Source organism: Frateuria hangzhouensis, assembly GCF_026410505.1.
Taxonomy (GTDB): Bacteria; Pseudomonadota; Gammaproteobacteria; order Xanthomonadales; family Rhodanobacteraceae; genus Frateuria_A; species Frateuria_A hangzhouensis.
This window is the reverse complement of the sequence record NZ_JAPMIU010000003.1, coordinates 180,499-204,512: the sequence shown is the minus strand read 5'-3', so window position 1 is coordinate 204,512 and position 24,014 is coordinate 180,499. Positions and strand designations below refer to the sequence as shown.

The following is a 24,014-nucleotide window of genomic DNA, read 5'->3' as shown; positions in this document are numbered from 1 at the left end:
GACAACATGCTAGGACAAATGGGTTCCGGCAACCGTGGGGCGGGTTTCAGGCCACAGACCAACTTCTGGATGCGGCGGATGGTGGGCTGAAGCCCACCCTACGGGTCACGGCAGGGTTTCGAGCGCGCGTGCCAGGCGTTTGGCGGAGACCGGTTCGGCGGTTTTCAGTTCCTGCGCGAACAGCGAGACGCGCCATTCCTCGACCAGCCAGCGCAGTTCGTCGAGGTTCCCGCTGCCGGCGGCCTGGTGTTTGAGGTACTCGCGCCAGTAGGGCATCACCTGCAGCATGCGCTGCTGGTCCCTGGCCGGGTCCTGGCGCAGGCGTTCGGCGCGCAGGCGCATGGCCTTGAGGTAGCGCGGGTAGTGCGCCAGGCGCGCGGTGGGCAGCTCGCGCGCGAAGCCGGGGGCGAGCAAGGCGTCGAGCTGTTCACGCAGGTCGTCGTAGCTGGCGCGGGCGAATCCGATCAGCGGCGGCTCCAGCCACGGCTTGAGATCGGCCTGCGCTTCGATGATCGGCTCGACCAGCTTCAGCCGCCCGACCGCCGCGGCAAACAGCTCGCGCGCGAGCGCGGTGCGCAGCGCCTCGAAGTCGCCGGCCGTGCGTGCGTCGAGGTCGTGGGCCGCCAGCAGGTCGGCAAAGCCGCCCTCGACCAGGTCCTCGCGCAGCGAGTCGACGCTGCCCAGCGGCGCGTACTTGAGCGACAGCGGATTGGCGATCGGCAGGCGCCGGCGGGCCTGCTTCATGTCGCTCGCCACCGCGTTGCGCAGCAACCGCTCCACGCCCTGCAGGTGCGCATCGCGCGCTTCGTCGCGGCGCTCGAACACACGCAACGCCACCGCCTCGCCGAGGTCGACCAGCGCCGGGAAGGCGGTGAGGCCGCCCTCCGAACGCACCTGCGCGGGGATCTCCTCGAAATCCCAGCGGGTGACGTCTTCGCGGGTCAGCTCCACGTCGGTCTTGCGCGAAAACGCCTCGCGCGCCTGGTCTTCCCACTGCGCGCGCAGCGCGGCCAGGTCGCGGCCGGTTCCCAAGGTCTTGCCGCGCTCGTCGTGCAGGCGGAAGCGCATCTTCAGATGGGGCGGCAGGTCGGCCGCGGCGAATTCGGCCGGCGGAGCGTCGACGCCGGTCGTGCGCTTGAGGAAGGCGGCCAGCGATTCGACCAGCGGCTGGTCGCGCGGGACTTCGGCCTCGACGAAGGCGCGGGCAAAATCGGGCGCGGGCACGAAGTTGCGCCGAAGCGCCTTGGGCAGGCCACGGATCAGCTCGGCCACCTTGTCGGCAAGCAGCCCCGGCACCAGCCATTCGCACCGCGCCGCCGGCAGCGCGTTGAGCATCGCCAGCGGCAACTGCAGGGTGACGCCGTCGGCCTCGTCGCCGGGGACGAAGCGGTATTCGAGTCTGTAACGCTGCTGCGGAAGGTCCAGCGTGGCGGGAAAGGCCTTCGGGTCCAGCCCGGCCCCGCCGGCCATCACGTCATCGAGCGACCAGCGCAAAGCGGCCTGCTCGTTGGGACGCGCGCGGCTGTACCAGGCGTCGAGCGCGCGCGTGCCGGCGATATCTGCAGGCAGCTTGCCCTCGAAGAACGCGGCCAGTTCGTCCTCGCTGCGCAGCAGGCCCTCGCGGCGCTGCTTGGCCTCGATCTCGTGCGCCTGCGCCAGCACCCGCTGGTTGGCGCGCACGAAGTCGGCCCGCGCGTCCAGGTCGCCACGCGCCAGCGCCTCGCGCAGGAAGATCGCGTGGGCGAGCGCCGGGTCCTGCTTCTGGAAGGTGACTGCGCGGCGCTCGACCAAGGTGAGGCCGAACAGGCTGACCTGTTCGTAGGCGACCACGGTGCCGCGCTTGCGCGACCAGTGCGCATCGCGACAGCTCGCCTTCACCAGGTGGCCGGCCTGCTGCTCGATCCAGAGCGGTTCGACGCGCGCGCAGGCCATGCCCCATACCCGGCCACCGACGTCGAGGATCTGCGCGGCGAAGAGCCACGCCGGCGGGGTCTTGGCCAGTGCCGAACCGGGGAAAACCTGGAACTTGCGCTCGCGGGTGGAGCGGTAGATGCCCTTCTCGTCCTTGTGGCCGACCTGGGTGGGCAGGCCGGCGAGGAGCGAGCGGTGAATCGCTTCGTACTGTTCGGGGCTTGCCGCGACCTCGCTCCCTCTACCCCCGGGGGTGTGGGCTGGGGTGTGGGGCCGGGCCTCGCCGGAAACCTTCCTGGAGCGGCGAGGCATTGGCGCTTCACTGCGTGAAGCGCGCCCTCTCTCCCCAACCCTCTCCCCCGGTGGGGCCGGGGGAGAGGGAGCTTTACCCGCTCCGACCGGAGTCTTCCGCGAGCGTGCGCCCTCGCCCCGGCTTTCTCCCCCCTCCTTGCTGGCAGCAGGGGGGGCGGGAGAAGCCGGATCCAACTTCCACCCCAATTGCCCCACCACCAGCAGCAACTGACGGTGCAGCTCGCGCCACTCGCGCATGCGCAGGAACGACAGGAAATGCCGACCGCACCAGTCGCGCAGCTTCGACTGCGTCAGCTCCTCGTGCGCCTTCGTGTACTCACGCCACAGATTGAGCACGCTAACGAAATCGGACCTGGGATCGACGAACACCGCATGCGCCGTATCCGCCTGTTGCCGCGCGTCGGCCGGCCGCTCGCGCGGGTCCTGGATGGACAGGAAGGCCACGATCACCAGCAGCTCGCGCAAGGCATGGTGCTCATGCGCCTCCACCAGCATGCGCGCCAGTTGCACGTCGATCGGCAGCCGCGCGAGCTGGCGGCCGATGGCGGTCAGGTGGCGGCGCTCGTCGATGGCGGAGATTTCAGCAAGGCGCCGGTAGCCGTCGGCCACGATGCGGGGATCGGGGGCTTCGAGGAACGGAAAATCCTCCACCTCGCCGAGCTTCAGCGACAACATGCGCAGGATCACGTTGGCCAGCGACGAGCGCAGCAGCTCCGGATCGGTGTAGCGCGCGCGGGCCTCGAAATCCGCCTCGTCGTAGAGCCGGTAGCAGATGCCCGGGCCGATGCGGCCGCAACGTCCCTTGCGCTGATCGGCGGCGGCCTGCGAGATCGGTTCCACGTGCAGGCGCTCGAGCTGGCTGCGCTGACTGTAGCGCATCATCCGCGCGCTGCCGGTGTCGACCACGTAGCGGATGCGCGGCACGGTGAGCGAGGTTTCGGCCACGTTGGTGGCCAGTACGATGCGGCGCTTCGGGCCGGGCTTGAACACGCGGTCCTGGTCGGCGGCCGACAGGCGCGCGTACAGCGGCAGCACCTCGGTTTCGCGGTACTGACGGCGCGAGAGCAGCAGGTGCGCGTCGCGGATCTCGCGCTCGCCGGGAAGGAACACCAGCACGTCGGCGGGGCCACCGCCGAGGCTGCGGTCAGTCATGATCTCGTCGATGGCCAGGGCGAGGTGTTCGGCACTGCCCTGCTGCAGGCGGTCGCCGCGGACTTGTGGTCCACGGTCGCGTACAGGGTGCGCTCCTACAGACTCCGCGGGGCGCCAGCGCACCTCGACCGGATAGGCGCGACCTTCCACCGACACCACCGGCGCGTCGCCGAAGTGTTCGGCAAAGCGGGCCGTATCGATCGTCGCCGAGGTGACGATGATCTTCAGTTCCGGCCGCTTCGCCGCCAGGCGCTTGAGGTAGCCGAGCAGGAAGTCGATGTTGAGGCTGCGCTCGTGCGCCTCGTCGATGATCAGCGTGTCATAGGACGACAGCCACGGATCGCCCTGAGTCTCGGCCAGCAGGATGCCGTCGGTCATGAACTTGACCAGCGTGCGCTCGGAGACCTGGTCGTTGAAGCGCACCTGGAAGCCGACCTGCTCGCCCAGCGGCGTGGCCAGTTCTTCGGCCACGCGGCGCGCGACCGAGCGCGCGGCCAGCCGGCGCGGCTGGGTGCAGCCGATCATGCCGGCTTCGCCGCGGCCGGCCGCCAGGCACAGCTTGGGCAGCTGGGTGGTCTTGCCCGAACCGGTTTCGCCGGCGATCACCACCACCTGATGCTTGCGGATCAGCTCGACGATCTCGTCGGCGCGGGCGGTGATCGGCAGCGATTCGTCCAGCCGGATCGCCGGCTTGGCCGCCACGCGCGCCTGGCGCCGGGCCGTCGAGGTGGCGATGTCCGCGGCCAGCGCATCGAGCTTGCGCGCGTCCGGCTGGCGCGACAGTCCGCGCCACCGTCCCAGCAGGCGGCCAAAGTCGCGGCTGGAAACGGCGTCGAGCGCGCGGCGCAGCGCGGGCAGGCGACTATCGGCGGATGCGCTTGCGGGTGGGGTCGGCGGGGTACTCATGGAACGGCACATGATAGCTGTAGGCCCGTGTGCTGGCCGAGCCAGCCACACGGCAAGGCCACCTGATGGCGGCTACGCCCAGCCCCGTACGAAGCCCACTTGTGGGCGATGCTCTTTTGGCCGACATCAGAGCAAGGGCATCGCCCGCGAGTGGGCTCCTACAGGGAAGCGTGGAAGCAGCGCCCCGGGCGGCTTCTAGTGCCCGGCCAAAGCCGCCGCACCGGCAGGCGGCTCGGTCGCGAGGGTTTGCGAGGCTGCGTGCTGCAGCTCCGCCGGCGGCAATGTGTAGCGCTGGTGGAAATACGCCCAGCTCGGCCACAGCGCGTGCGCCAGGGCCTTTTCCGCCAGCGCCGGGTCGACCGCCGCCGGGGTCAGCGTGCGGGTCTCGACCTGGTAGTGGAACTGCCGGGGCGGCTGGTGTGGCAACAGCACCAGCAACTGGTCGTGCTGCAAATAACCGAAATGGTCGCCGTATTGCATGATCGCCCGGCCCGGATAGCGCACGGTCAAATCGGCACCCAGCATCGGCTGCGCGCTGCTGATGCCGATCAGCGACAACAGCGTCGGTGCCAGGTCGATCTGGCTGACGATGTGTTCATCGCGCTGCACCGGCACGCCGGCGCCCAGGATCAGCGCCGGTATATGGAAATGGTTCACCGGCACCAGGCTGGCGCCGAACACGCGCGCGTCGTGGTCGGCCACCACCAGGAACACGGTGTGGTCCCAGTACGGCGATTGCCGCGCGCGCTCGAAGAACCGGCCCAGCGACCAGTCCGCGTAGCGCACGGTGTTCTGCACGCTGGCGGCCGGCGCGCTGGCCTGGATGCGCCCGGCCGGATACTCCCACGGCGTGTGGTTGGAGACGCTGAAGGCCAGCGTGAAATCGGGCGTGCCGTCGTCCTGCATCAGCCGGTGGTGCAGCTCGTTGAACATGTCCTCGTCGGACGCGCCCCAGGAGCCGACGAAGCCGGGCTTCGTGGCGAACTTCGGCTGGTCGATCACCTCGTCGAAGCCGTTGCCGAGGAAAAACGACTTCATGTTGTCGAAGTGCGCCTCGCCGCCATAGATGAAGCGCGAGTGATAGCCGAACTGGCCCAGCAGCCCCGCCAGCGTGAAAAAGCCATGCTGGCTGCGCGGCAGTTTCAGCACCGCCTCGGCCGGGGTCGGCAGGAAACCGGTGGTGATCGCCTCCAGCCCGCGCACCGAGCGCGTGCCGGTGGCGTAGGTGCGCGCCAGCAGCCAGCCCTGCTGCGCCAGCGCATCGAACTGCGGCGAGAGCTTCTGCCCGCCCAGCGTGCCGATGAACTGCGCGCCCAGGCTTTCCTCCACGATGATCACCAGGTTCAGCGGCCGCGCCGATGCCCGGGTGGCGTACTGGCGATGCAGGCTCGGATGGGCCGGATCGAGCATCGGGCCGTCGAAGCCGGCGGTCTCGCGGACGATGTGCTGCATCCGCGCCTCCGGCATCGCGCCGTACACCGCGGCGGCCGAACGCTCGTCCTGCATGCCGCGGATGGCATTGATCACGCTGTAGAGCGAGTTCAGCGGCAGGGCGTTGACCATGCTGTCGTTGCTGAAGGCCACCATCGAGGCGTTCAGCGGGCGATGTTCCAGCGTGCCGCGCGCGGCCAGGAACAACACGACGAAGGCCGCCGCCGTAGCCAGCGGCCGCAGCCACATGCGCATGCGCGGGTCGGGCCGGTCGGTGCGCAGCCAGCGGAAACCGGCCCAGCCCAGCAGCACCAGCCCCACCAGTGCCGCCAGCAGCACGCCCTTGTAGCCATGCCAGAGCATGGCCGAGACCTCGCGCGGGCTGTCCAGGTATTCGACATAGAGTCGGTTGGGGCGGGTGTCGTACTCGCGGATGAACTGCGGAGTGGACACCTCCAGCAACACGAACGCCAGCCACCAGATCCGGTACCACCAGGCGGTGATGCGGGTGGGCCAGGCCAGGTGGCCGAGCCAGGGGGACAGCAGCGCCGGCAACGCGACCACCATCGCGAGCAGGCTCAGGTCGATCCGCCAGCCGCCCAACAGCACCGGCCAGAGCCCGCCGGCCGGCTGCACGCGCGCCCACAGCCACAGAGCCAGGCCAAGCCGGCTGAGCGTCAAAAAGACCAACGTGGCGGCAAAAAAGCGCCAGGACAGACGTCGCATGCATTCCCCCGCGGGCCGCGCGGATGCCGCGGCGTACATCCAAGTCTAACCGCCGCGGGAAGATTCTTGCCGGACACGGCACCGCACTTCGTTCATCCGATAGCCCCGAGCTATGGCCATCATCGGAAGATTTCATTTCACTACCGGGCGCGCGCGGGCTACGGTAACCGCTGGACCCATCGCAAGGAGTCAAACCATGGCCCTGAACATCGGCATCGCGCCCAAGGACCGCCAGACCATTGCCGACCAGCTCTCCAAGCTGCTCGCCGATACCTACTCGCTTTACTTGAAGACGCACAGCTTCCACTGGAACGTCACCGGGCCCCAGTTCAACAGCCTGCATGCCATGTTCGAGACCCAGTACAACGAGCTGTGGCTGGCCGCCGACGAGATCGCCGAACGCATCCGGACGCTGGACGTGCCCGCCCCCGGCTCCTACAGCCAGTTCGCCAAGCTCACCTCGATCAAGGAAGAGCCGGGCGTACCGGAGTGGAAGGACATGGTCGGCCAACTGGTCGAGGGTCACGAAATCGCTGCCCACACCGCCCGCGGCGCGATCAAGGTGGCCCAGGACGGCGGCGACGAAGGCACCGCCGACATGTTGACCGGCCGGCTGAAGGAGCACGAGAAGACCGCCTGGATGTTGCGCTCGCTGCTGAAGTAGTCCGCGCGGCGCGACGCGTGGGTCTCGGCCCATCGGCTCTTCGGCAGACGGGCTGGTGGGCTGAAACCGATCCTGCGGTGCAATTCCTTTCTGCAGGATCCTGCCAGGATGAAGCCTGGCATCTTTTGCCGACCTTGCCGGCTGACCTCGCGCTGACCACCCCGCAACGTCTTTATTGAGCCATCTCATTCGCCTCGTTAAGCTCCGCGGGCTTGATTGGCCTCACATGGAGGCGTCCGACGGGGAAGGTGTTTGAGCGCCACAGAAGCCAGACAGGACAGCCGGTATCCGTGGCTTGCGGCCATCCTGCTCGCGTTGCTCGTGGCGGCCCTGAACATCGGGCTGTGGTGGGTGGGTAACCGCCCGCACGGTCCGGACGATTTCCACGGGCCGATCAGCGGCTATTCGGTATCGGTGTTCCAGCGCTACCAGAACCCGCTCAAGCAGGATTTCCCGTCCGACGAGGAAATCGACGCGGACCTGAAACTCCTGCGTCGCTACACCCCGCGCATCCGCACCTATTCCACGCTGGAAAACCCGCAGGTCTACCGCCTGGCCGAGAAAGAAGGCCTGAAAGTGATGGCCGGCGCCAACATCGACACGCGCCTGATCAACAACGAGAAGGAGCTCGAGGCGCTGATCGCGCTGGCTCGACGCTATCCGGAAACCATCCAGCGGGTGATCGTGGGCAACGAAGTGCTGTTCCGCGGCGACCTGACCGTGGGACAGATGATCCAATACCTGGACCGCGCCCGCGCCGCGATCCGCCAGCCGGTATCGATCGCCGAACCGGACTACATCTGGATCAAGTACCCGGAACTGGTCCAGCACGTCGACTTCATCACCATCCACCTGTTCCCGTTCTGGAACGGCATCGCGCGCAAGGACGCGGTGGATGCCGCGGCGGGCGCCTACGACAACATCCGCCGGATGTACCCGGACAAGCCGGTGGTGGTGGGCGAGATCGGCTGGCCGTCCAACGGCGACCGCCACGAAAGGGCAGACCCGTCGGTCTCCAACGAGGCCATCTTCATCCGCGAGTGGCTGCTGCGGGCGAAGGCCAGGAACATCGACTACTTCCTGCTGGAAGCCTTCGACCAGCCGTGGAAGGAGAACCTGGGTGAAGGCCGCACCGGTGCCTACTGGGGCACCTTCAACGCCAACCGGCAGCTGAAGTTCCCGTTCACCGGCCCGGTCACCGAGGACACCGCCTGGCCGTGGAAGGCGCTGGCGGCAAGCCTGCTGGCGCTGATCCCGATGATCTGGTTCGCGCGCAAGTTCAGGCGCTTCAAGCTGACCGGCAAGCTGTTCTTCTGCCTGCTGATCCAGCTGGCCTGCGGGCTGATCGTGTGGTCGGCCACCCTGCCCTTCAATTTCTACCTGAGCTGGATCGACTGGACCATGCTGGTGCTGTTGTTCCCGGCGCAGATCGCGATCCTGGCGATCCTGCTGATCAACGGTTTCGAGTTCACCGAAGTGCTGTGGCGACGGCGCTGGCAGCGCCATGCCGGCATGTTGAAGCCGGACCGGCCCGAAAAGCAGCCGTTCGTCTCCATCCACCTGGCCTGCTACAACGAGCCGCCGGAGATGGTCATCGTCACGCTCGACTCGCTCGCCGCACTCGACTACGACAACTTCGAAGTGCTGGTGATCGACAACAACACCAAAAACCCGGACGTGTGGAAGCCGGTGCAGGCGTACTGCGAGCGACTGGGCAAGCGCTTCCGCTTCTTCCACCTCGAGCCGTGGCCCGGCTTCAAGGCCGGCGCGCTCAACTTCGGCCTGAAGGAAACCGACCCGCGCGCCGAGGTGGTGGCGGTGATCGACGCCGACTACGAAGTGCGCCAGGACTGGCTGTCCACCCTCACCGGCTACTTCCACGACCCGAAGGTGGCCGTGGTGCAGTGCCCGCAGGCGCACCGCGAGTTCGAGCACAACCGCTTCCGCCGCATGACCGCGTGGGAGTACGACGGTTTCTTCCGCATCGGCATGCACCACAGGAACGAGCGCAACGCGATCATCCAGCACGGCACCATGACCATGGTTCGCCGCAGTGCGCTGGAAGGCACCGGCGGCTGGTCGGAATGGACCATTTGCGAGGACGCCGAACTCGGCCTGCGCCTGATGCACGCCGGCTACGAGCTGGTCTACGTCGACGAGCTGATGGGCAAGGGCCTGACCCCCGCCGACTTCAAGGCCTACAAGAGCCAGCGCTACCGCTGGGCGTTCGGCGCCATGCAGATCCTCAAGGGCCGCTGGGAGTGGATGACCAGCAAGGGGCCGCTGTCGCTGGGTCAGCGCTTCCATTTCCTCACCGGCTGGTTCAGCTGGTTCGCCGATGCGCTGCATCTGGTCTTTACCCTGATGGCGATCTACTGGACCGCCGGCATGGTGGCCTACCCGCAGTACTTCGCCCTGCCGATGCAGTTGTTCCTGATCCCGGTGATCGGCTTCTTCTTCGCCAAGGCGATCTTCGGCATCGTGCTCTACCGCGCGCGCGTGCCCTGCGGCTGGTACGACACGCTGATGGCTTCGGTGGCCAGCATGGGCCTTTCCCATGCGATCGCCCGCGGCATCCTGCACGGCCTGACGCGCGAGAAGACCGCTTTCGTGGTCACCGCCAAGAGCCGCCGACTGGGCGAATCGGGCTTCGCCGCCTTTGCGCCGGTGCGCGAGGAGCTGCTGATGGCCTGCGCGCTGGTGATGTGCATCGTGGGCATGGCCGTTTCGTTCGGCACGCGCTACATCGAAGGCACGTTGTGGATGTTCATCCTGGCGGCGCAATCGATTCCGTACTTCTCCGCCGTGGCCGGCGCCTGGATCGCGCACAAGGCCGGTGACAAGGCGGGCTGACCGGCGCCCGCCGGGTCGCGCCGTTTATGCGGCGGCAACATCCACGTCGCTAAGCTCAGGTGCCCCGCACGCACCCGCACAGGGACGTCCCCACCGCATGCGCCGCCTTCGATGCCTGATCGCACTCTTCCTGCTGCTGCCGCTGGCGGCGCAGGCGGGTGTGCGACTGGAGGTCAAGGGCGTGGACGACCCGTTGAAGGCCGCCGTGCGCAACGGCGTGGAACTGTCGCAGTACACCAACCGGGCGGTCAGCGAGGCGCAGATTCGCCGCCTGTACGAGGACGCGCCGGACGAGGTGCGCGCGGCGCTGGAGCCCTACGGTTATTACGAGGCCAGCGTGCAGGGAGCGCTCAAGCGCACGGGAGCCAGCGACTGGCAGGTCACGTTGACGGTCAAGCGGGGCGAGCCGGTGCGCATCACCGCCGTCCACGTGACGCTGGACGAGGCGGCGCTGAAGATCGCGCCGATCCGCCGTGCCGAGCGCGCGATCGAGCGGCTCAAGGGCGACGTGCTGGACCACGGCGCCTACGAGAAGGCCCGCGACGACCTCAGCGGTGCACTGACCGCCAACGGTTTCCTCGGCGCCCGCCTGGTCACGCACAAGGTGCGGGTGACCCGCGCCGATCGCAGTGCCGTGGTGGAGCTGGCCTGGCAGGCCGGCCCGCGCTACCGCTTCGGCAAGGTCGCGTTCGAAGGCTCGCAGTTCGAACCCGGTTTTCTCGACCGCTACCTGCCGTTCGACCGCGGCGAGTACTTCGACCAGGCCGACCTGCTGCGCCTGCAGCAGGCGCTCAACGGCGCAGACTACTTCTCGGTGGTCAACGTGCTGCCGGACGTGGACGACGCCACCCGCACCGTGGACGTGCAGGTGCAACTGCAGCCGGCCAAGCGCAGCGTCTACACCGGCGGACCGTTCTTCGGCACCGACACCGGCCTGGGCGTGCGCCTGGGCCTGGAGCGGCGCTGGGTCAACAGCCGCGGCCACAAGTGGAAAAACGAGCTGGTCCTGGCGCAGCGGCTGAAGACGCTGTCCTCGCTGTACACGATCCCGCTGCCCGGTGGCGACCAGCGCAGCCTCAACTTCGGCGTCAACTTCCGCGATGCCGATACGGCCACGTCGCAGTCGCGCACGCTGGAACTGGTCGGCAACCATACCGACCTGTGGCACGGCTGGACGCGCACCGTGGGCGCACACGCGCTGATCGGCACCTTCACCGTCGGCAAGCGCGGCAGCGAGCCGGACAACGCGCCCGGCATCGAACACGGCCGCAGCAAGCTGGTGTTCGGCGAGGCCTCGCTGTCCAGGAAGCACGGCGACAACCCGACCTTCGTGCGGCATGGCTGGTCGCTCAGCGTGTACGCGCGCAGCACCGCCGGCTCGCTGCTGTCGGACACCCGCTTCAGCCAGCTGGCCGCCGATGCCAAGTGGATCAACGCCTTCACCCGGCGCGACCGGCTGATCCTGCGCGCCAGCGCCGGCATCACCTCCACCGGCGACTTCAGCGCGCTGCCACCGCAACTACGCTTCTTCGCCGGTGGCGCCCGCTCGGTGCGTGGCTACGACTACCAGGCGATCGGCCCGCGCAACAGCTTCGACCGCGTGATCGGCGGCCGCAACCTGCTGGTGGCCAGCACCGAGGTGGAGCACTACTTCAACCGCCACTGGGGCATGGCCGCCTTCGTCGATGCCGGCAACGCCTTCAACGGCACCGACTACCGGCCGCAGGTGGGCGCCGGCCTGGGCCTGCGCTGGCTCTCGCCGGTGGGAATGATCCGCGTGGACGTGGGCACGCCGATCCGCAACGACCGCGCGCATGGGATCCAGTTGCACGTGGTGATCGGGCCGGATCTGTGATGTCGAAGAGCCTTCCCCTCTTCCCGACCCTCTCCCCCGGCGTGGCCGGGGCAGAGGGAGCGGTTGCGGCGAGCCGGGAGTTACATGCCCCCTCTCACCCGGCGCAGTCGGGGGAGAGGGTTGGGGAGAGGGGGAGGCCTTTGGCCTCGCCAGGAGCTCACCCATGAAGTGGCTCAAGCGCCTCGGCCTCTCCCTGCTCGCCCTGCTCCTGCTACTGGCGCTGGTCCTGTGGTGGCTGCTCGGCACCAACGCCGGCCTGCATTTCGCCCTGGCCCGCGCCAGCGGCTTCACCGACGGCGCGCTCAGCGTGCGGCAGTCCAGCGGCACTCTCGCCGGCCCGCTGCAGCTCCGGGATCTGCGCTACGCCGACGGCAAGGGCCTGGAGGTGCGCATCGCCAGCGCGAAGCTGGACCTGCGTCTGTGGCCGCTGCTGGGCAAGCAACTGCACGTCGACATGCTCGACGTGCGTGGCGTCGACGTCGCGCTGCCGCCGCCCACACCGGGCGAACCGGACAGCGGCCCGCCGTCGCTCCATCCGCCGCTGGCGATCCAGCTCGACCAGGCGCACGTGACCGACGTGGCGATCCACCAGGGCAAGCAACCCGTATTCACCGCCGACAGCCTGGACCTCGCCGGGCAGTGGAACGCACAGGGCATCGCCATCCGCACCCTGCGCCTGCGCTCGCCGCAGGGGCGCGCCGACCTGCACGGCACCCTGGCCCTGGATGAGACCTGGCAGGGCGAGGGCCAGGCCAGCGTCGCATGGACGCTGGGCGACACCACCTACGCCGGCCAGCTCCAGGCGCACAGCGATGGCGCCAACGCGCGGGTCGACGTGGCGCTCGCCCAACCGATGGCCGCGCACCTGCACGCCACCCTGCAACAGGGCGGCGCCTGGCCGTGGACGGCCTCGCTCGACGCGCCGCGCTTCGATCCTGCACCGCTGCTCGGCGAAGGCTCGCTGCAAAGCCTGGCGCTGGACCTCGACGGCAAGGGCGACCGCCACGGCGGCACGCTGACCGGCCACGTCGACCTCAATGAATGGCGGCTTCAACTGGCGCCGCTGCGCGCGCAGCTCAACGACGACCGTTCCCTGCTCACGCTGGAAACGCTCGCCCTCACCTCGCCGCAGATCGAGGGCCGGCTCGAAGCGCACGGACAGGTCCGGCTCGATGCCGAACCGACCTCCGGCACGCTGCAACTGGCCTGGCGGGATCTCGAACTGCCTGCGGAACTGGCCGGCCAGCCACTTGCCAGCCACGGCCAGCTGGATGTGCGCGGCAGCACCGCGCAGTTCCACGCCGAAGGCAGCGTCGCCATCGGCCCGCCGGGCAAACTCGCGCAACTGGCGGTGAACCTGGACGGCACGCCGCAGCAGCTGGCGCTGCGTACGTTCGACATCAGGCAGCCGCAGGGCCACCTGCATGCGCAGGGCACGCTCACCCTGCAACCGGTGTTCGGCTGGGAGCTGGCGGCCGAAGCGGAGGATTTCGACCCGGGCCAGCTGTTCGCCGGCTGGAATGGCGCCCTGGATGCGCAACTGCACACGGCCGGCACCCTGCCCGCCGGCCAGCCCGACGCCACCCTCGACCTGGCCCGCCTCGAGGGCCGCCTGCGCGGTCGGCCGGTGCGCGGCCACGGCAAGCTGCACCTGGCGCCGAACCAGGTGGTCGACGGCACGTTGTCGCTTGCCTCCGGCAACAGCACGGTCGCCATCGACGGCAAGCCGGGCGCGCGCAACGACGTGCAGGTGCAGCTGACCATCGCCAGCCTGGCCGACTGGCTGCCCGATGCCGGCGGCCAGCTCGAAGCGAACGCCCACGTCACCGGCCTGCCGCCGGCGCTGGGCGTCGAGGGGCAAGCACACGGCAGCACGCTCGCCTACGGCACCCAGCGCATCGGCCGGCTCGACCTGAAGGCCCGCCTGCCGGACATCAGCCGGCCCAGCGGCAACGTCGATGTCGATGCGCGCGACGCCTGGCTCGGTGGCCTGGCCTTCGACACGCTCGCGCTACATGCCGAGGGCACCGAAGCGGCGCACCGGCTCACGCTGGATGCCGACGGCCGCCAGCTCTCCGCCAACCTGGCGTTGCATGGCAGCCTCAAGAACGGCCACTGGAAGGGCATCCTCGGCACGCTCGATCTGGAGCCGCAGGGCCTGCCGCGCTGGCGGCTGCAGGAGCCGGCGACGCTGGACTACAACGGCGGCGCGCTGGCGCTGTCACAGCTTTGCCTCACCGCCGGCGATCCGCTGCTGTGCGTCGAGGGCCGCCAGGACAAGGGCGGCAATCTCGATGCCAGCTACCGCCTGCGCGCGCTGCCGCTGGCGCTGCTGCTCAACGCCGCCGGCTACGCCGACCTGCCCATGCGCGCCGACGGCACGCTGCATGGCCAGGGCACGCTCAAGCGCAGCGCGCGCGGTGCGCTGAGCGGCAAGGCCACGCTGGCCTCCGACCAGGGATCGATCACCTACACCGAGCAGGCGCAGCGGCCGCTGCTGGCCTGGCGGGATTTCACCCTCGACGCCGACCTGGCGCCCGGCCACCAACAGATCGAAGCGCATGCCGCACTCAACGGCAACGGCCGGCTGGACGGCCGCGTGACCATCGACGGCGACGCGCAGGCGCTCGGCGGCGAACTCACCCTGCGGCTGGACGACCTCGCCCCGATCGAGTTGCTCACGGCCGAAGTGGCCAACGTGCACGGGCGGCTCGACGGCCGCTTCGGCTTCGCCGGCACGCTGGCGCAGCCGGCGGTGACCGGCCAGGCGAACCTGGACGGCTTCGCCGCCGAAGTCCCCGCATTGGGCCTCAAGCTCGCCGATGGCGTGCTGGTGTTGCGCGCCCCCGATGCGCAACACCTGGAGCTGGACGGCCACGTGCGCTCGGGTAAGGGCACGCTGGCGATCGGCGGCGCCTACGGCCTCACCGCACAGGCACCCACGGCGATCACCCTTAGCGGGCAGGACGTCACCGCGGCGGACATCCCCGCCGCCCGCGTGGTGCTCACGCCGGACCTGCGCGTGGAGCGTGACGCCCAGGGCGTGCGCATCACCGGCGCGGTCGCGCTGGACAGCGCCGACGTCGATCTCGACCGGCTGCCTGGCGGCGGCGCCACCAAGGCCTCGCCGGACGTGGTGGTGGTCGACGAACGCGAGCAGGAACAGGCCGCCGCGCAACTGCCGATCTACGCGCAAGTCAAAGTCGACCTCGGCCGCCGCACGCATCTGACCGGCAAGGGCCTGGACGGCCGCCTCACCGGCTCGCTGACGGTGATCGAGCAACCGGGCCGCGCCACCCGCGGCCAGGGCCAGATCGGTGTGTCCGGCACCTACCAGGCCTACGGCCAGGATCTGCACATCGAAAAGGGCAAGCTGCTGTTCGCCGGCACGCCGGTCGACAACCCCGGCCTGGACCTGCGCGCGGTGCGCAAGCTCAATCCCAACGCCACCATCGACGAAGGCCAGGAGGTCGGCCTGCTGATCACCGGCACCGCGCAGCGGCCGATCCTTACGGTGTTCTCCAACCCGCCGATGGAACAGTCCGACGCACTGTCCTACCTGATCACCGGCAAGCCGCTGTCGCAGGTCAACGGCGGCGAAGGCGACATGGTCGGCGCCGCCGCCCAGGCGCTGGGCTCAGCCGCGGGCGACCTGCTCGCCAAGAGCATCGGCAGTCGGCTGGGCATCGACGAGATCGGCGTGTCCAGCAACGAGGCGCTGGGCGGGGAATCGGCCTTCACCGTGGGCAAATACCTCTCGCCACGGCTGTACCTGAGCTACGGCGTGGGCCTGTTCGAACCCGGCCAGGTGATCACCCTGCGCTACCGCCTCAGCCACCGCTGGAACCTCGAGATGCAGAACGCCACCGATTTCAGCCGCGCGAGCATCAATTACCGGCTGGAACGCTGACGCGCGTCCGCCCTTGACGGGCCCGCCCGGAAGGAACGGGACAGCCTCCCCGCCGGGCACACAGCCACCCGCCTGGATGGGCGTGTAGTTCTTTCCCGGCACTCGCAAATTTTCTGCGCACGCTGCGTGGCGAACCGCGCGGGCGCGCGGTGCCTTCTCTGGCACCCCTGATGCAGGCCCTTGGCTGCCCGGCAGCCAGGACCGGGTATCCAACCACGGAGATGACCATGACCAGGCAACCGTTCTCCTCTCCTGACCAGGACACCCGCAAGCACGCCGGCGACGCCGCCCCGCGCACGAACGACGGTGGCGGCACCACCGTGCGCGAGGCCGGCCGCAAGGGTGGGCAGCGCGTGCGCGAGCTGGTCCAGAAAGGTCGTGAGGCCGAACGTGGCGAGCGCCGTCACTGATCCGTACGCGCAACCCCACCGCAACGACTTTCTTCCCCCCGGAAGTGAGGAGAGATCCCCATGAAGAACCAGGACAGCGACAAGGGCGGCATGAGCGTCCGCGAGGCCGGTCGCAAGGGCGGCCAGATCCGCAAGCAACAGCTCGGTCCCGAAGGGTACTCGGCGATCGGGCGCAAGGGCGGGCAGGCCCGCCGGGAGGAGCTCGGCTCCGAAGGCTATTCCGCGCTGGGCACCAAGGGCGGCCAGCGCGTGCGCGACCTGATCGCCAAGGGCAGGCAGAGCGAAGGCGACTGACAGCCAGCCAGGCGACCCACGCACGCAGGCGAGGGTGGCAGTTCTTTCCACGGATCGGCGCAAATTACAGGCGGCTACCGGTATCCCGCCCTGAAATGGCCCGGCGTGGCGCGCTCGCCACTGGCACACCGGTTGCAACCCGAACCTTGCCCGCCAGGCGGGCGTCCCTTGAACACCGTCCCCGCACACCCCGGAGAATCGCATGGCACACAACGAGCACAACAACCGGACACCGTCCAGCCACGCCCGAGGCAGGGGCGACATGAGCGTGCGCGAAGCCGGTCAACGGGGTGGCGAGGCACGCAAGGAACAGCTCGGTCCCGAAGGCTATTCGCATCTCGGGCACCAGGGCGTCGAAGCGCTGCGCGAGCAGCGCGGCCCCAACGCGATGAGCGACATCGGCCGCGAAGGCGGCGAGACCCGCAGGGAACAGCTCGGTTCGGAAGGCTATTCCGAGCTGGGCACCAAGGGCGGGCACCGCGTGCGCGACCTGATCAACAAGGGCAAGGAATCCGAAGGCAACGAATAACCACCGCGGAGAGAACACCATGACACGAGGCGTAGGAGGCCATTCGCCGGCCAACGTGCAGCAATACCTGAGCGGCGTCGACTACCCGGCCGACAAACAGGACCTGATCGAGTGCGCCCGCCGCAACAGCGCGCCGGACGAGGTGATGCAGGAGATCCGCAACTTGCCCGACGAGAAGTACGGCGGTCCGCAGGAAGTGATGAAGGGCTACGGCAACGAGCGATAGCCCCCGCGACCACCAAGAAAAGCAGCGCCCTTCCACACCATTGCTGATGACGAGGTACCACCATGGCAAGCAACAAGAACTCCGGCGACATGAGCGTTCGCGAAGCCGGCCAGCGCGGCGGCGAGGTCCGCAAGAGCCAGCTCGGTCCCGAGGGCTACTCGGCGATGGGCAAGAAGGGCGGCGAGGCCCGCAAGGAACAGCTCGGACCGGAGGGCTATTCGGCGCTCGGCAAGAAGGGCGGCGAAGCGCGCAAGGAGGAACTGGGGCCTCAGGGCTACTCGGAACTGGGCACCAAGGGTGGCCATCGCGTGCGCGATCTGGTGAACAAGGGGCGTGAGTCGGAAGGGTAGCCTCGTCGCGACTGCGGGTGGCCGCCGGGGCTGGTCGATGCCCTTGCAGGTGACCTCGAGTAGACCCGCTGAATCGAACCTTGTAGGAGCCCACTTGTGGGCGATGCTCTCAGCTCGGATGCCGGCCAAAAGGCATCGCCCACAAGTGGGCTCCTACATGCATACATGGCCCGATGCGTTGGCGGACGGAGCGCCGTTCTCGGGCTGACCCGCGAAGAGCCAGGCAACGAACCTGGCTAGCTCACGCCCAGGCCTTCGATCCCGCTGATCGCCTGCCCGTCGAAGCCGGCCAGTTCGGCAAAGCGGCGGCCGCGCTCGGCGTAGTCGCGGAACTGGTCGAAGCTGGGCGCGCCGGGCGACAGCAGCACCACGCCGCCGGTCGGTGTCAGTGCGCGTGCCCGCTCGACCGCGTCGGCCAGCGTGGCGACCAGTGCGAGCTCGCCGATCGCCTGCGCCTCGCCCAGCGCCGCGGCGATACGTGGTCCACTGGCACCCTGCGCCACGATCGCCAGGCTGGGCTGATCGCTCACCGCATCGACGAAATCCGTCCAGTCCAGGCCGCGGTCGTGGCCGCCGACGATCACCGTCACCGCACGCCCGGCCAGGCTCGCCAGCGCCGCCAGCGTGGCCTGCGGCGTGGTGCTGATGGAGTCGTTGATCCACTGCCGGCCGTCGCGTTCGCCCAGGGGTTGCAGCCGGTGCGGCAGTGCGTGGAAATGCGCCAGCGCCGGCGCGGCAGTCCGCGCGTCGTGGCCCATCGCCTCCAGCGCGGCAAGTGCGGCGCACGCGTTGAGCGCGTTGTGATCGCCCGGCACCGGCAACTGGTCCACGGCAAACAGGCGCTCGGCCGACCGGCAGATGAAACCCTCGTGCACGTGCCAGCCTTGCGGTACGCCGAACAGCACGCGATCGGGATGCGCGGCCGTGCGCTCGAGCAGGGCCTCTTGCGTGCCGTTGACCAGCAACGTGCGCGCGACGCCGGCCAGCTTGAGCTTGTCGGCCAGGTAGCGCTCGCGCGAGCCGTGCCAGTCCAGGTGTTCCTCGTACAGGCTGGTGAACACGCCCAGCGGCACCGGCCCGGCCTCGCCGGTCTGGAAGCTGGACAGTTCCACCGCCCACAGCCCGGCCTGCGCATCGAGCAGTTCCAGCAGCGGCAGCCCGATGTTGCCGGCCAGCGCCGTGCGCACGTCCAGGGAACGCGCCAGGTGGGCGATCAAAGCCGTGGTAGTGCTCTTGCCCTTGGTACCGGTGACCGCGACCACCGGCGCCTGCGGGCGCTCGGCGAACCACAACGCGGTGCCGGAGGTGAAATGCGTGCCACCCGATTGCGCCGCCAGCAGCGCCGGCTTGTAGGCCGAGATGCCGGGCGACTTCACCACGACGTCGAAGTGGCCCAGCGCGGCGGCATCGGGCTCCTCGCCACGCACCTGCAGCGCGGGATCGAACGCCTGCGCGGCGGCGACTTCGGCACTGCCGCAGAACAAGGTGAGCGGCAACTGCGGCAGCCGCCCGCGCAGGGCGGCGATCGCCGCCCTGCCCTCGCGCCCGAAGCCCCAGATGGCCACGCGTTGGCCGGCCAGCTCGGCGATGCGCATCAGCCGAGCGCCTCCAGCGCGGATCGCAACCGGGCGGGCACGCGATGTTCGGCGGACGGCTCCAGCCACGGTTCCAGCGCCAGTTGCGCCGGATCGAGCTGCGGCAGGATCTCGCGGATGAAGCGCGCGACCAGCGCGTCCTCCTGCCATTCCGGCCGCTGGCTCAGTGCATGCATCGCCGCACGCGCCTCGGCCCCCTCGCCCACGCACTCGAACGGCTTGTGATCCTGGTATTCCAGCAGCGCGTCGAAACCCGCCGCCTGGCTTTCGTCGTCCAGCAGGTTGCGGCCGAAGATGGACAGCAGCCGCGGCTTGGGCAGGAACGGCGCCAGCGCCAGGAACACGAAATGGCACTTCGGGCATTGCCCGCACCAGCGGTCGACCGGCCGGGGGCCGAGAATGCGGAAGTTGCGGTTGCAGCTGGAAAACGCATCGAAGTACGGGGTGAGCCGGGCGAACGCGCGGGTGATCGCCAGCTCCGAATACGGCCGCAGCAGCGAGCAGTAGTCCAGATCCGCGGCCACGTGCGAATGGAGCCATTCCGACAGCATCGCCTCGAAGGCGAAGCCCTTGCTCCACTGGTGGTTCACCTGCTGGCCTTCGTATTCCAGCGTGGCGGCCGAGGCCGAGCGCTCGTTGGCGAACGCGATCGAGTCGTAGCCGTAGAGGATCGCGGCCACGGCCAGGATGGCCGAGTTCACCGCGGTCACCGGGATGTGGCCGTTCCACGCGCCCAGGCGGTTGAGCTCGAACAGCACGGGCGAGAGTTCGCGCTGGATGTTGAGCGTGGGCAATCCGGTGCGCTCGGCACAGGCGGCGATCAGCGGCGAGTTGCCGATCCACACCGCGGTCGCCTCGCCGCCGATGGCCTTGATCGCCTCGACGGCGACCAGCGAATCCTTGCCGCCGCCAATGGGGATGAGGGTGCGTTCGGGGAGATCCAGCACGGGAGCCTTCCGCACGAGCGGCGCCTCACTCCGGAGGGGAGCAGATCGCGGGAAGGCGATGCGGCCGCGCAGGTCCAGGCCGTTGCGGTAGGCGAACTCGGCCAGGCCGTGCAGGTACAGCGCTTCGCACAGGTCGGCGGTCTGCCCGTCCAGCGGCTCGACCTCGATCCGCGGCGGCACGCCGGCCTTGTAGTAGCTCACGCCGGCGACCAGGTGCAGCAGCTTGAGCGCCGCATCGAAGGCCTGCCGGCGTTCGGCCGGCAGCGGGGGCGCGTCCGGGAAGCGGATGCGCTCGACCATTTCCTCGCCCTGGTCGAAGGCGTAGGCCAGTTCGGCCATTCCGTCGGCGTAGTTGCAGCGAACGAAACGGAAGACCTGGGTAAGGCGGGGCTGAATGGTGGTCATTCGTCAATCTCTCCGGCAAGCCGTGCTCCCTCTCCCCTCCGGGGAAAGGGCTGGGGTGAGGGGCCGGGGCTCGCCAGAACCTCCATCATCACCTCAAGCACGCTCTCGATGTTCGTCAATACGTCATTGTTCCAGAAACGCAGCACGCGGTAGCCCTTGGCCTGGAGGTAGCGCGTGCGTGCATTGTCGTAGTCCTGTTGTTCCTGGTGCTGGCCGCCGTCGAGTTCCACCACCAGCATCCGCTCGGTGCAGGCGAAGTCCACGACATAGCGGTCGATCTCGTGCTGTCGGCGGAATTTGCAGCCATCCAGTTGGCGGTTGCGCAGGCGGTACCAGAGCGCCTGCTCCGCATCGGTCATACCAAGGCGCAGTCCGCGCGCCCGGTCCACGTTCATGCGTTTCATCCTTGAAACTCAGCTTTGGGTAAGTCTTTCGCTAAAGCGACCCCTCACCCCAACCCTCTCCCCGCAGGGAGAGGGAGCAGGAGCGGTGTCGCTTGATGTGAGTCTTTCGCTAGGGCGGCCCCTCACCCCAGCCCTCTCCCCGTCGGGGAGAGGGAGCAGCTGCGGTGTCGCTTGATGTGGGTCCTTCACTAGAGCGGCCCCTCAACCCAGCCCTCTCCCCGCAGGGGAGAGGGAGCAGGTGCGGTGTCGCTTGATGTGGGTCCTCTCCCCGGGGGAGAGGGCGCTAAAAACGGAGCCTCGGCCGAACGTCTCTACCTCGCGAGAGCGGCTCCCTCTCCCCTCCGGGGAGGGGGCTGGGGTGAGGGGCCGCTCTTGCCTCAGTCCACCAGAATCACCTCGTCCGCCTCTTCGCGCAGGTTGTAGCGCGACGCCATCACCTTGCCGTACGCCCCGGCCTGCGCGATCAGCATCACGTCACCCTCCTGCGCTTCGGGCAGGCGGCGGTCCGTGCCCAGCACGTCGCCCGACTCGCAGATCGGCCCGACCACCTGGTACAGCGCCTCCGCCGGCGCCTCCAGTTGCGAGAGGTTCACGATCTCGTGCCAGGCGTCGTACAGGGCGGGACGGATCAGGCTGTCCATGCCCGCATCCACGCCCAGGTAGCGCAAGTTGCCCTTGCCCTTGGTCTGCGTCACCCGCGCCAGCAGCACGCCGGCATCGGCCACCAGGTAGCGGCCCGGCTCCATCCAGAGCTGGTAATGCGGGTACGCCGCCTTGACCTCGCGCAGCAGGCGGTCGAGTTCCGCCATGTCCAGCGGCGCCTCGCCGGGATGCGAGGGCACGCCCAGGCCGCCGCCGATGTTGAGGTAGGCCACGCTGCCGATCCGCTCGGCCAGGCTCGCCAGTTGCGCATGGACCTCGCCCCAGTGCTTCGGATCGAGTACGCCCGAGCCCAGGTGCGCGTGCAGGCCGCGCACGGTCGCCTGGTGCGCGTCGGCCAGGCGCAAGAAGGCGTCCAGTTGTTCCACCGGCAGGCCGAACTTGCTGCCGTTGCCGCCGGTGCGCACCTTCTCGTGATGGCCCAGCCCACGGCCCAGGTCCACCCGCAGCACGATCTCGCGGCCGCGGAACAGCTCGCCCCAATGCTCCAGCGGAAACAGCGCATCCAGGGTGATGGTCGCGCGGGTCGCCAGCGCTCTCGCGTAATCGCCGCGGCGCGCGAAGTTGGGCGTGAACAGCAACGGCGCGGCGGCCGGAACGATGCCGGCCACCGTTTCCAGCTCGCCCGGCGAGACGCATTCGAAGGCGAAGCCTTCGGCGGCCAGTACGCGCAGGATCGCCGGATGGGTGTTGGCCTTCACCGCGTAATGCAGGCGGTCGACCGCGCCCAGCGAGCGCATCGCCTGCGCCTGCGCGCGCACCGTGGGCAGGTGGTAGACGTAGCGCGGGGTGGCTTCCTGCGCCAGCGCCAGCAGCTGTTCGCGTTCGGCCGGGCCGCGCCACCAGGCGGCAGGCGCCGTCGCCGCCTCGCCACTGCCGTACAGCGCCTGCCAGCTCGGTCCGAACAACGCGCTGTCGTCGGTGCGCAAGGCGCCGGCGGCAATCAGCAGGTCGTGCAGGTGCGGCAGCAGCTCGTCCACCACCGTCTCGTCGACCACGAAGGTGAGGTTCAAATTGTTCGACGACTGCGAGATCAGGTGCACGCGCAATTGCCCGAACTCCGCCAGGACATTGGACAGCGTGTGCAGCATCGAGCGCATGCCACGGCCGACCAGGGTGATCGCCGCGCAGGGCGCGATCACCTTGACCCGGCAGACCTTGGCCAGGTCGGTGGCCAGCGCCGCCACCGCATCCGAATCGAGCAGGTTCTCGGTCGGATCCAGCGACACGGTCACGTTGGTCTCGGCCGAGCCGATCAGGTCGACCGACAGGCCGTGCTTCTTGAACTGCGCGAACACGTCGGCGAGGAAGCCGACCTGCTGCCACATGCCGACCGACTCCATCGAGACCAGCGTCAGCCCCTTGCGCGCGCTGATCGCCTTGACGCTGGGCGCGTGCTCGCGCACCTCCGGGCCGATCACCGTGCCGTCGAGCTCGGGCCGATTGGTGTCCTTGATCAGCAGCGGCACGCGCGGCTCGCGCAGCGGCGACAGGCAGCGCGGATGCAGCACCTTGGCGCCGGTGGTGGCGATCTCCTGGGCTTCCTCGTAATCGAGCCGCGACAGCAGCCGCGCGCCAGGCACCTGGCGCGGGTTGGCGGTGAACATGCCGGCGACATCGGTCCAGATTTCGACGCGCCGGGCCTTGAGCAGCGCACCGAAATACGCCGCGGAGGTGTCCGAGCCGCCGCGGCCGAGCAGCACCGTGCGGCTCTGTTCGTCCCGCGCGATGAAACCCTGGGTAATGAACACCTCGCCCAGTGCGGCCAACCGGGCCGCGAACGCGGCATCGGGCCGCGCCTCGACCGTGGCCGACAGCACCCGCGTGCGCTCGTTCTGGTTCGGCAGCGCGACGGCGGAGAGGCATTGGCGCGCATCCAGCCATTGCGTGGGCAGGCCGCTGGCGGTTAGGTAAGCCGCGCCCAGCGTGCTGGACATCAGCTCGCCATGGCACTGCACCTGCGCGGCCCAGGCCAGCTCGCCCGCCGTCGCCGGACCGGCGACGGCGAGCCGCGCCAGCTCATCCAGATGCGCGGCGAGCGCGTCCGGCAGCGGCAGCTGCATGTGGCCGAGCAGGTCGTGGTGGCGTTGCGCGATGGCGCCGGCCGCCGCCCCGCGTTTGTCCCCGTTGCCCTCGACGCAAAGCTGTTTGAGCGCGTCGGTGATGCCGGTGAGCGCGGACACCACCACCAGCACGCGGGCGCCCTCGGCGCGGCGGGCGGCGATCAGCTCACGGATGTTCTGCCAGCGCGGCAGCGTCGCGACGGACGTGCCGCCGAACTTCATCACGATCCAGGGCTTGTCTGGAACGGGCGCGTCCGCCGGCGGCGGCGCGGGGTTTTGCGGGGTCACGGGGGCTCCATTGCAGGGGTGGCGAGAAAGGCGATCGCGCCAGTGTTGCGCTGCGGTACGGCGAATGCAATGGCTTTTTGAGGGCAATATATGGACGTTTAGACATCCAATTGCCACAAGCGC

The 24,014-nt window shown here is 69.1% G+C and carries 15 protein-coding genes; 9 read left to right on the top strand and 6 right to left on the bottom strand.

The features are described from left to right. Positions 1-105 precede the first annotated feature (105 nt). Entirely contained in the window at positions 106-4,281 is a 4,176-nt protein-coding gene (hrpA, locus tag OSC30_RS04530; protein ID WP_267170641.1) for an ATP-dependent RNA helicase HrpA, read from the bottom strand. A gap of 195 nt (positions 4,282-4,476) precedes the next feature. Further along, on the bottom strand, positions 4,477-6,438 hold the full coding sequence (locus tag OSC30_RS04525) for an LTA synthase family protein (protein ID WP_267170640.1): 1,962 nt from the start codon (positions 6,436-6,438) through the stop codon (positions 4,477-4,479). 196 nt (positions 6,439-6,634) lie between these two features. Between OSC30_RS04525 and OSC30_RS04520 the strand changes: the two genes are divergently transcribed. From OSC30_RS04520 to OSC30_RS04480, 9 genes are all read left to right on the top strand, one after another. Then, positions 6,635-7,102 carry a Dps family protein gene (locus OSC30_RS04520; RefSeq protein WP_267170639.1) on the top strand — a complete coding sequence of 156 codons (468 nt, stop codon included), beginning with the start codon at positions 6,635-6,637 and terminating at the stop codon, positions 7,100-7,102. Positions 7,103-7,354: 252 nt separating this feature from the next. After that, a complete protein-coding gene (locus tag OSC30_RS04515) occupies positions 7,355-9,955 on the top strand; it encodes a glycosyltransferase (protein ID WP_267170638.1) in 2,601 nt (866 codons plus the stop codon). Between the two features lie 97 nt (positions 9,956-10,052). Beyond that, a complete protein-coding gene (locus OSC30_RS04510; protein WP_267170637.1) occupies positions 10,053-11,810 on the top strand; it encodes an autotransporter assembly complex protein TamA in 1,758 nt (585 codons plus the stop codon). Between the two features lie 163 nt (positions 11,811-11,973). Continuing rightward, positions 11,974-15,720, top strand: a complete 3,747-nt coding sequence (locus OSC30_RS04505; protein WP_267170636.1) for a translocation/assembly module TamB domain-containing protein — start codon at positions 11,974-11,976, stop codon at positions 15,718-15,720. A gap of 227 nt (positions 15,721-15,947) precedes the next feature. Then, positions 15,948-16,130, top strand: a complete 183-nt coding sequence (locus tag OSC30_RS04500; protein WP_267170635.1) for a hypothetical protein — start codon at positions 15,948-15,950, stop codon at positions 16,128-16,130. Between the two features lie 60 nt (positions 16,131-16,190). After that, the gene (locus OSC30_RS04495) at positions 16,191-16,424 is read left to right on the top strand and encodes a KGG domain-containing protein (RefSeq protein ID WP_267170634.1); all 234 of its coding nucleotides are present in this window, start codon (positions 16,191-16,193) and stop codon (positions 16,422-16,424) included. A gap of 202 nt (positions 16,425-16,626) precedes the next feature. Continuing rightward, the gene (locus OSC30_RS04490) at positions 16,627-16,953 is read left to right on the top strand and encodes a hypothetical protein (RefSeq protein ID WP_267170633.1); all 327 of its coding nucleotides are present in this window, start codon (positions 16,627-16,629) and stop codon (positions 16,951-16,953) included. A gap of 19 nt (positions 16,954-16,972) precedes the next feature. Continuing rightward, positions 16,973-17,179, top strand: coding sequence for a DUF2795 domain-containing protein (locus tag OSC30_RS04485; RefSeq protein ID WP_267170632.1), 207 nt, complete (start codon positions 16,973-16,975; stop codon positions 17,177-17,179). A gap of 62 nt (positions 17,180-17,241) precedes the next feature. Further along, positions 17,242-17,529 carry a KGG domain-containing protein gene (locus OSC30_RS04480; RefSeq protein ID WP_267170631.1) on the top strand — a complete coding sequence of 96 codons (288 nt, stop codon included), beginning with the start codon at positions 17,242-17,244 and terminating at the stop codon, positions 17,527-17,529. Positions 17,530-17,765: 236 nt separating this feature from the next. Here OSC30_RS04480 and murD read toward each other — a convergent pair whose 3' ends face one another. The 4 genes from murD to OSC30_RS04460 all read right to left on the bottom strand — a co-directional run bounded on the left by murD (position 17,766) and on the right by OSC30_RS04460 (position 23,828). Then, complete coding sequence (gene murD, locus OSC30_RS04475) at positions 17,766-19,124, bottom strand: UDP-N-acetylmuramoyl-L-alanine--D-glutamate ligase (RefSeq protein ID WP_267170630.1); 1,359 nt, start codon at positions 19,122-19,124, stop codon at positions 17,766-17,768. Next, positions 19,124-20,476, bottom strand: coding sequence for a UDP-N-acetyl-alpha-D-muramoyl-L-alanyl-L-glutamate epimerase (gene murL / locus OSC30_RS04470; RefSeq protein ID WP_267170629.1), 1,353 nt, complete (start codon positions 20,474-20,476; stop codon positions 19,124-19,126). Before murL ends, murD begins: the two co-directional genes overlap by 1 nt. Further along, positions 20,473-20,871: an endonuclease domain-containing protein gene (locus OSC30_RS04465; protein WP_267170628.1), complete on the bottom strand. Its 399-nt coding sequence runs from the start codon at positions 20,869-20,871 to the stop codon at positions 20,473-20,475. The genes murL and OSC30_RS04465 overlap by 4 nt, the downstream gene beginning before the upstream one ends. Before the next feature lie 386 nt (positions 20,872-21,257). Continuing rightward, on the bottom strand, positions 21,258-23,828 hold the full coding sequence (locus tag OSC30_RS04460) for a bifunctional aspartate kinase/diaminopimelate decarboxylase (RefSeq protein ID WP_267170803.1): 2,571 nt from the start codon (positions 23,826-23,828) through the stop codon (positions 21,258-21,260). Positions 23,829-24,014: the final 186 nt, after the last annotated feature.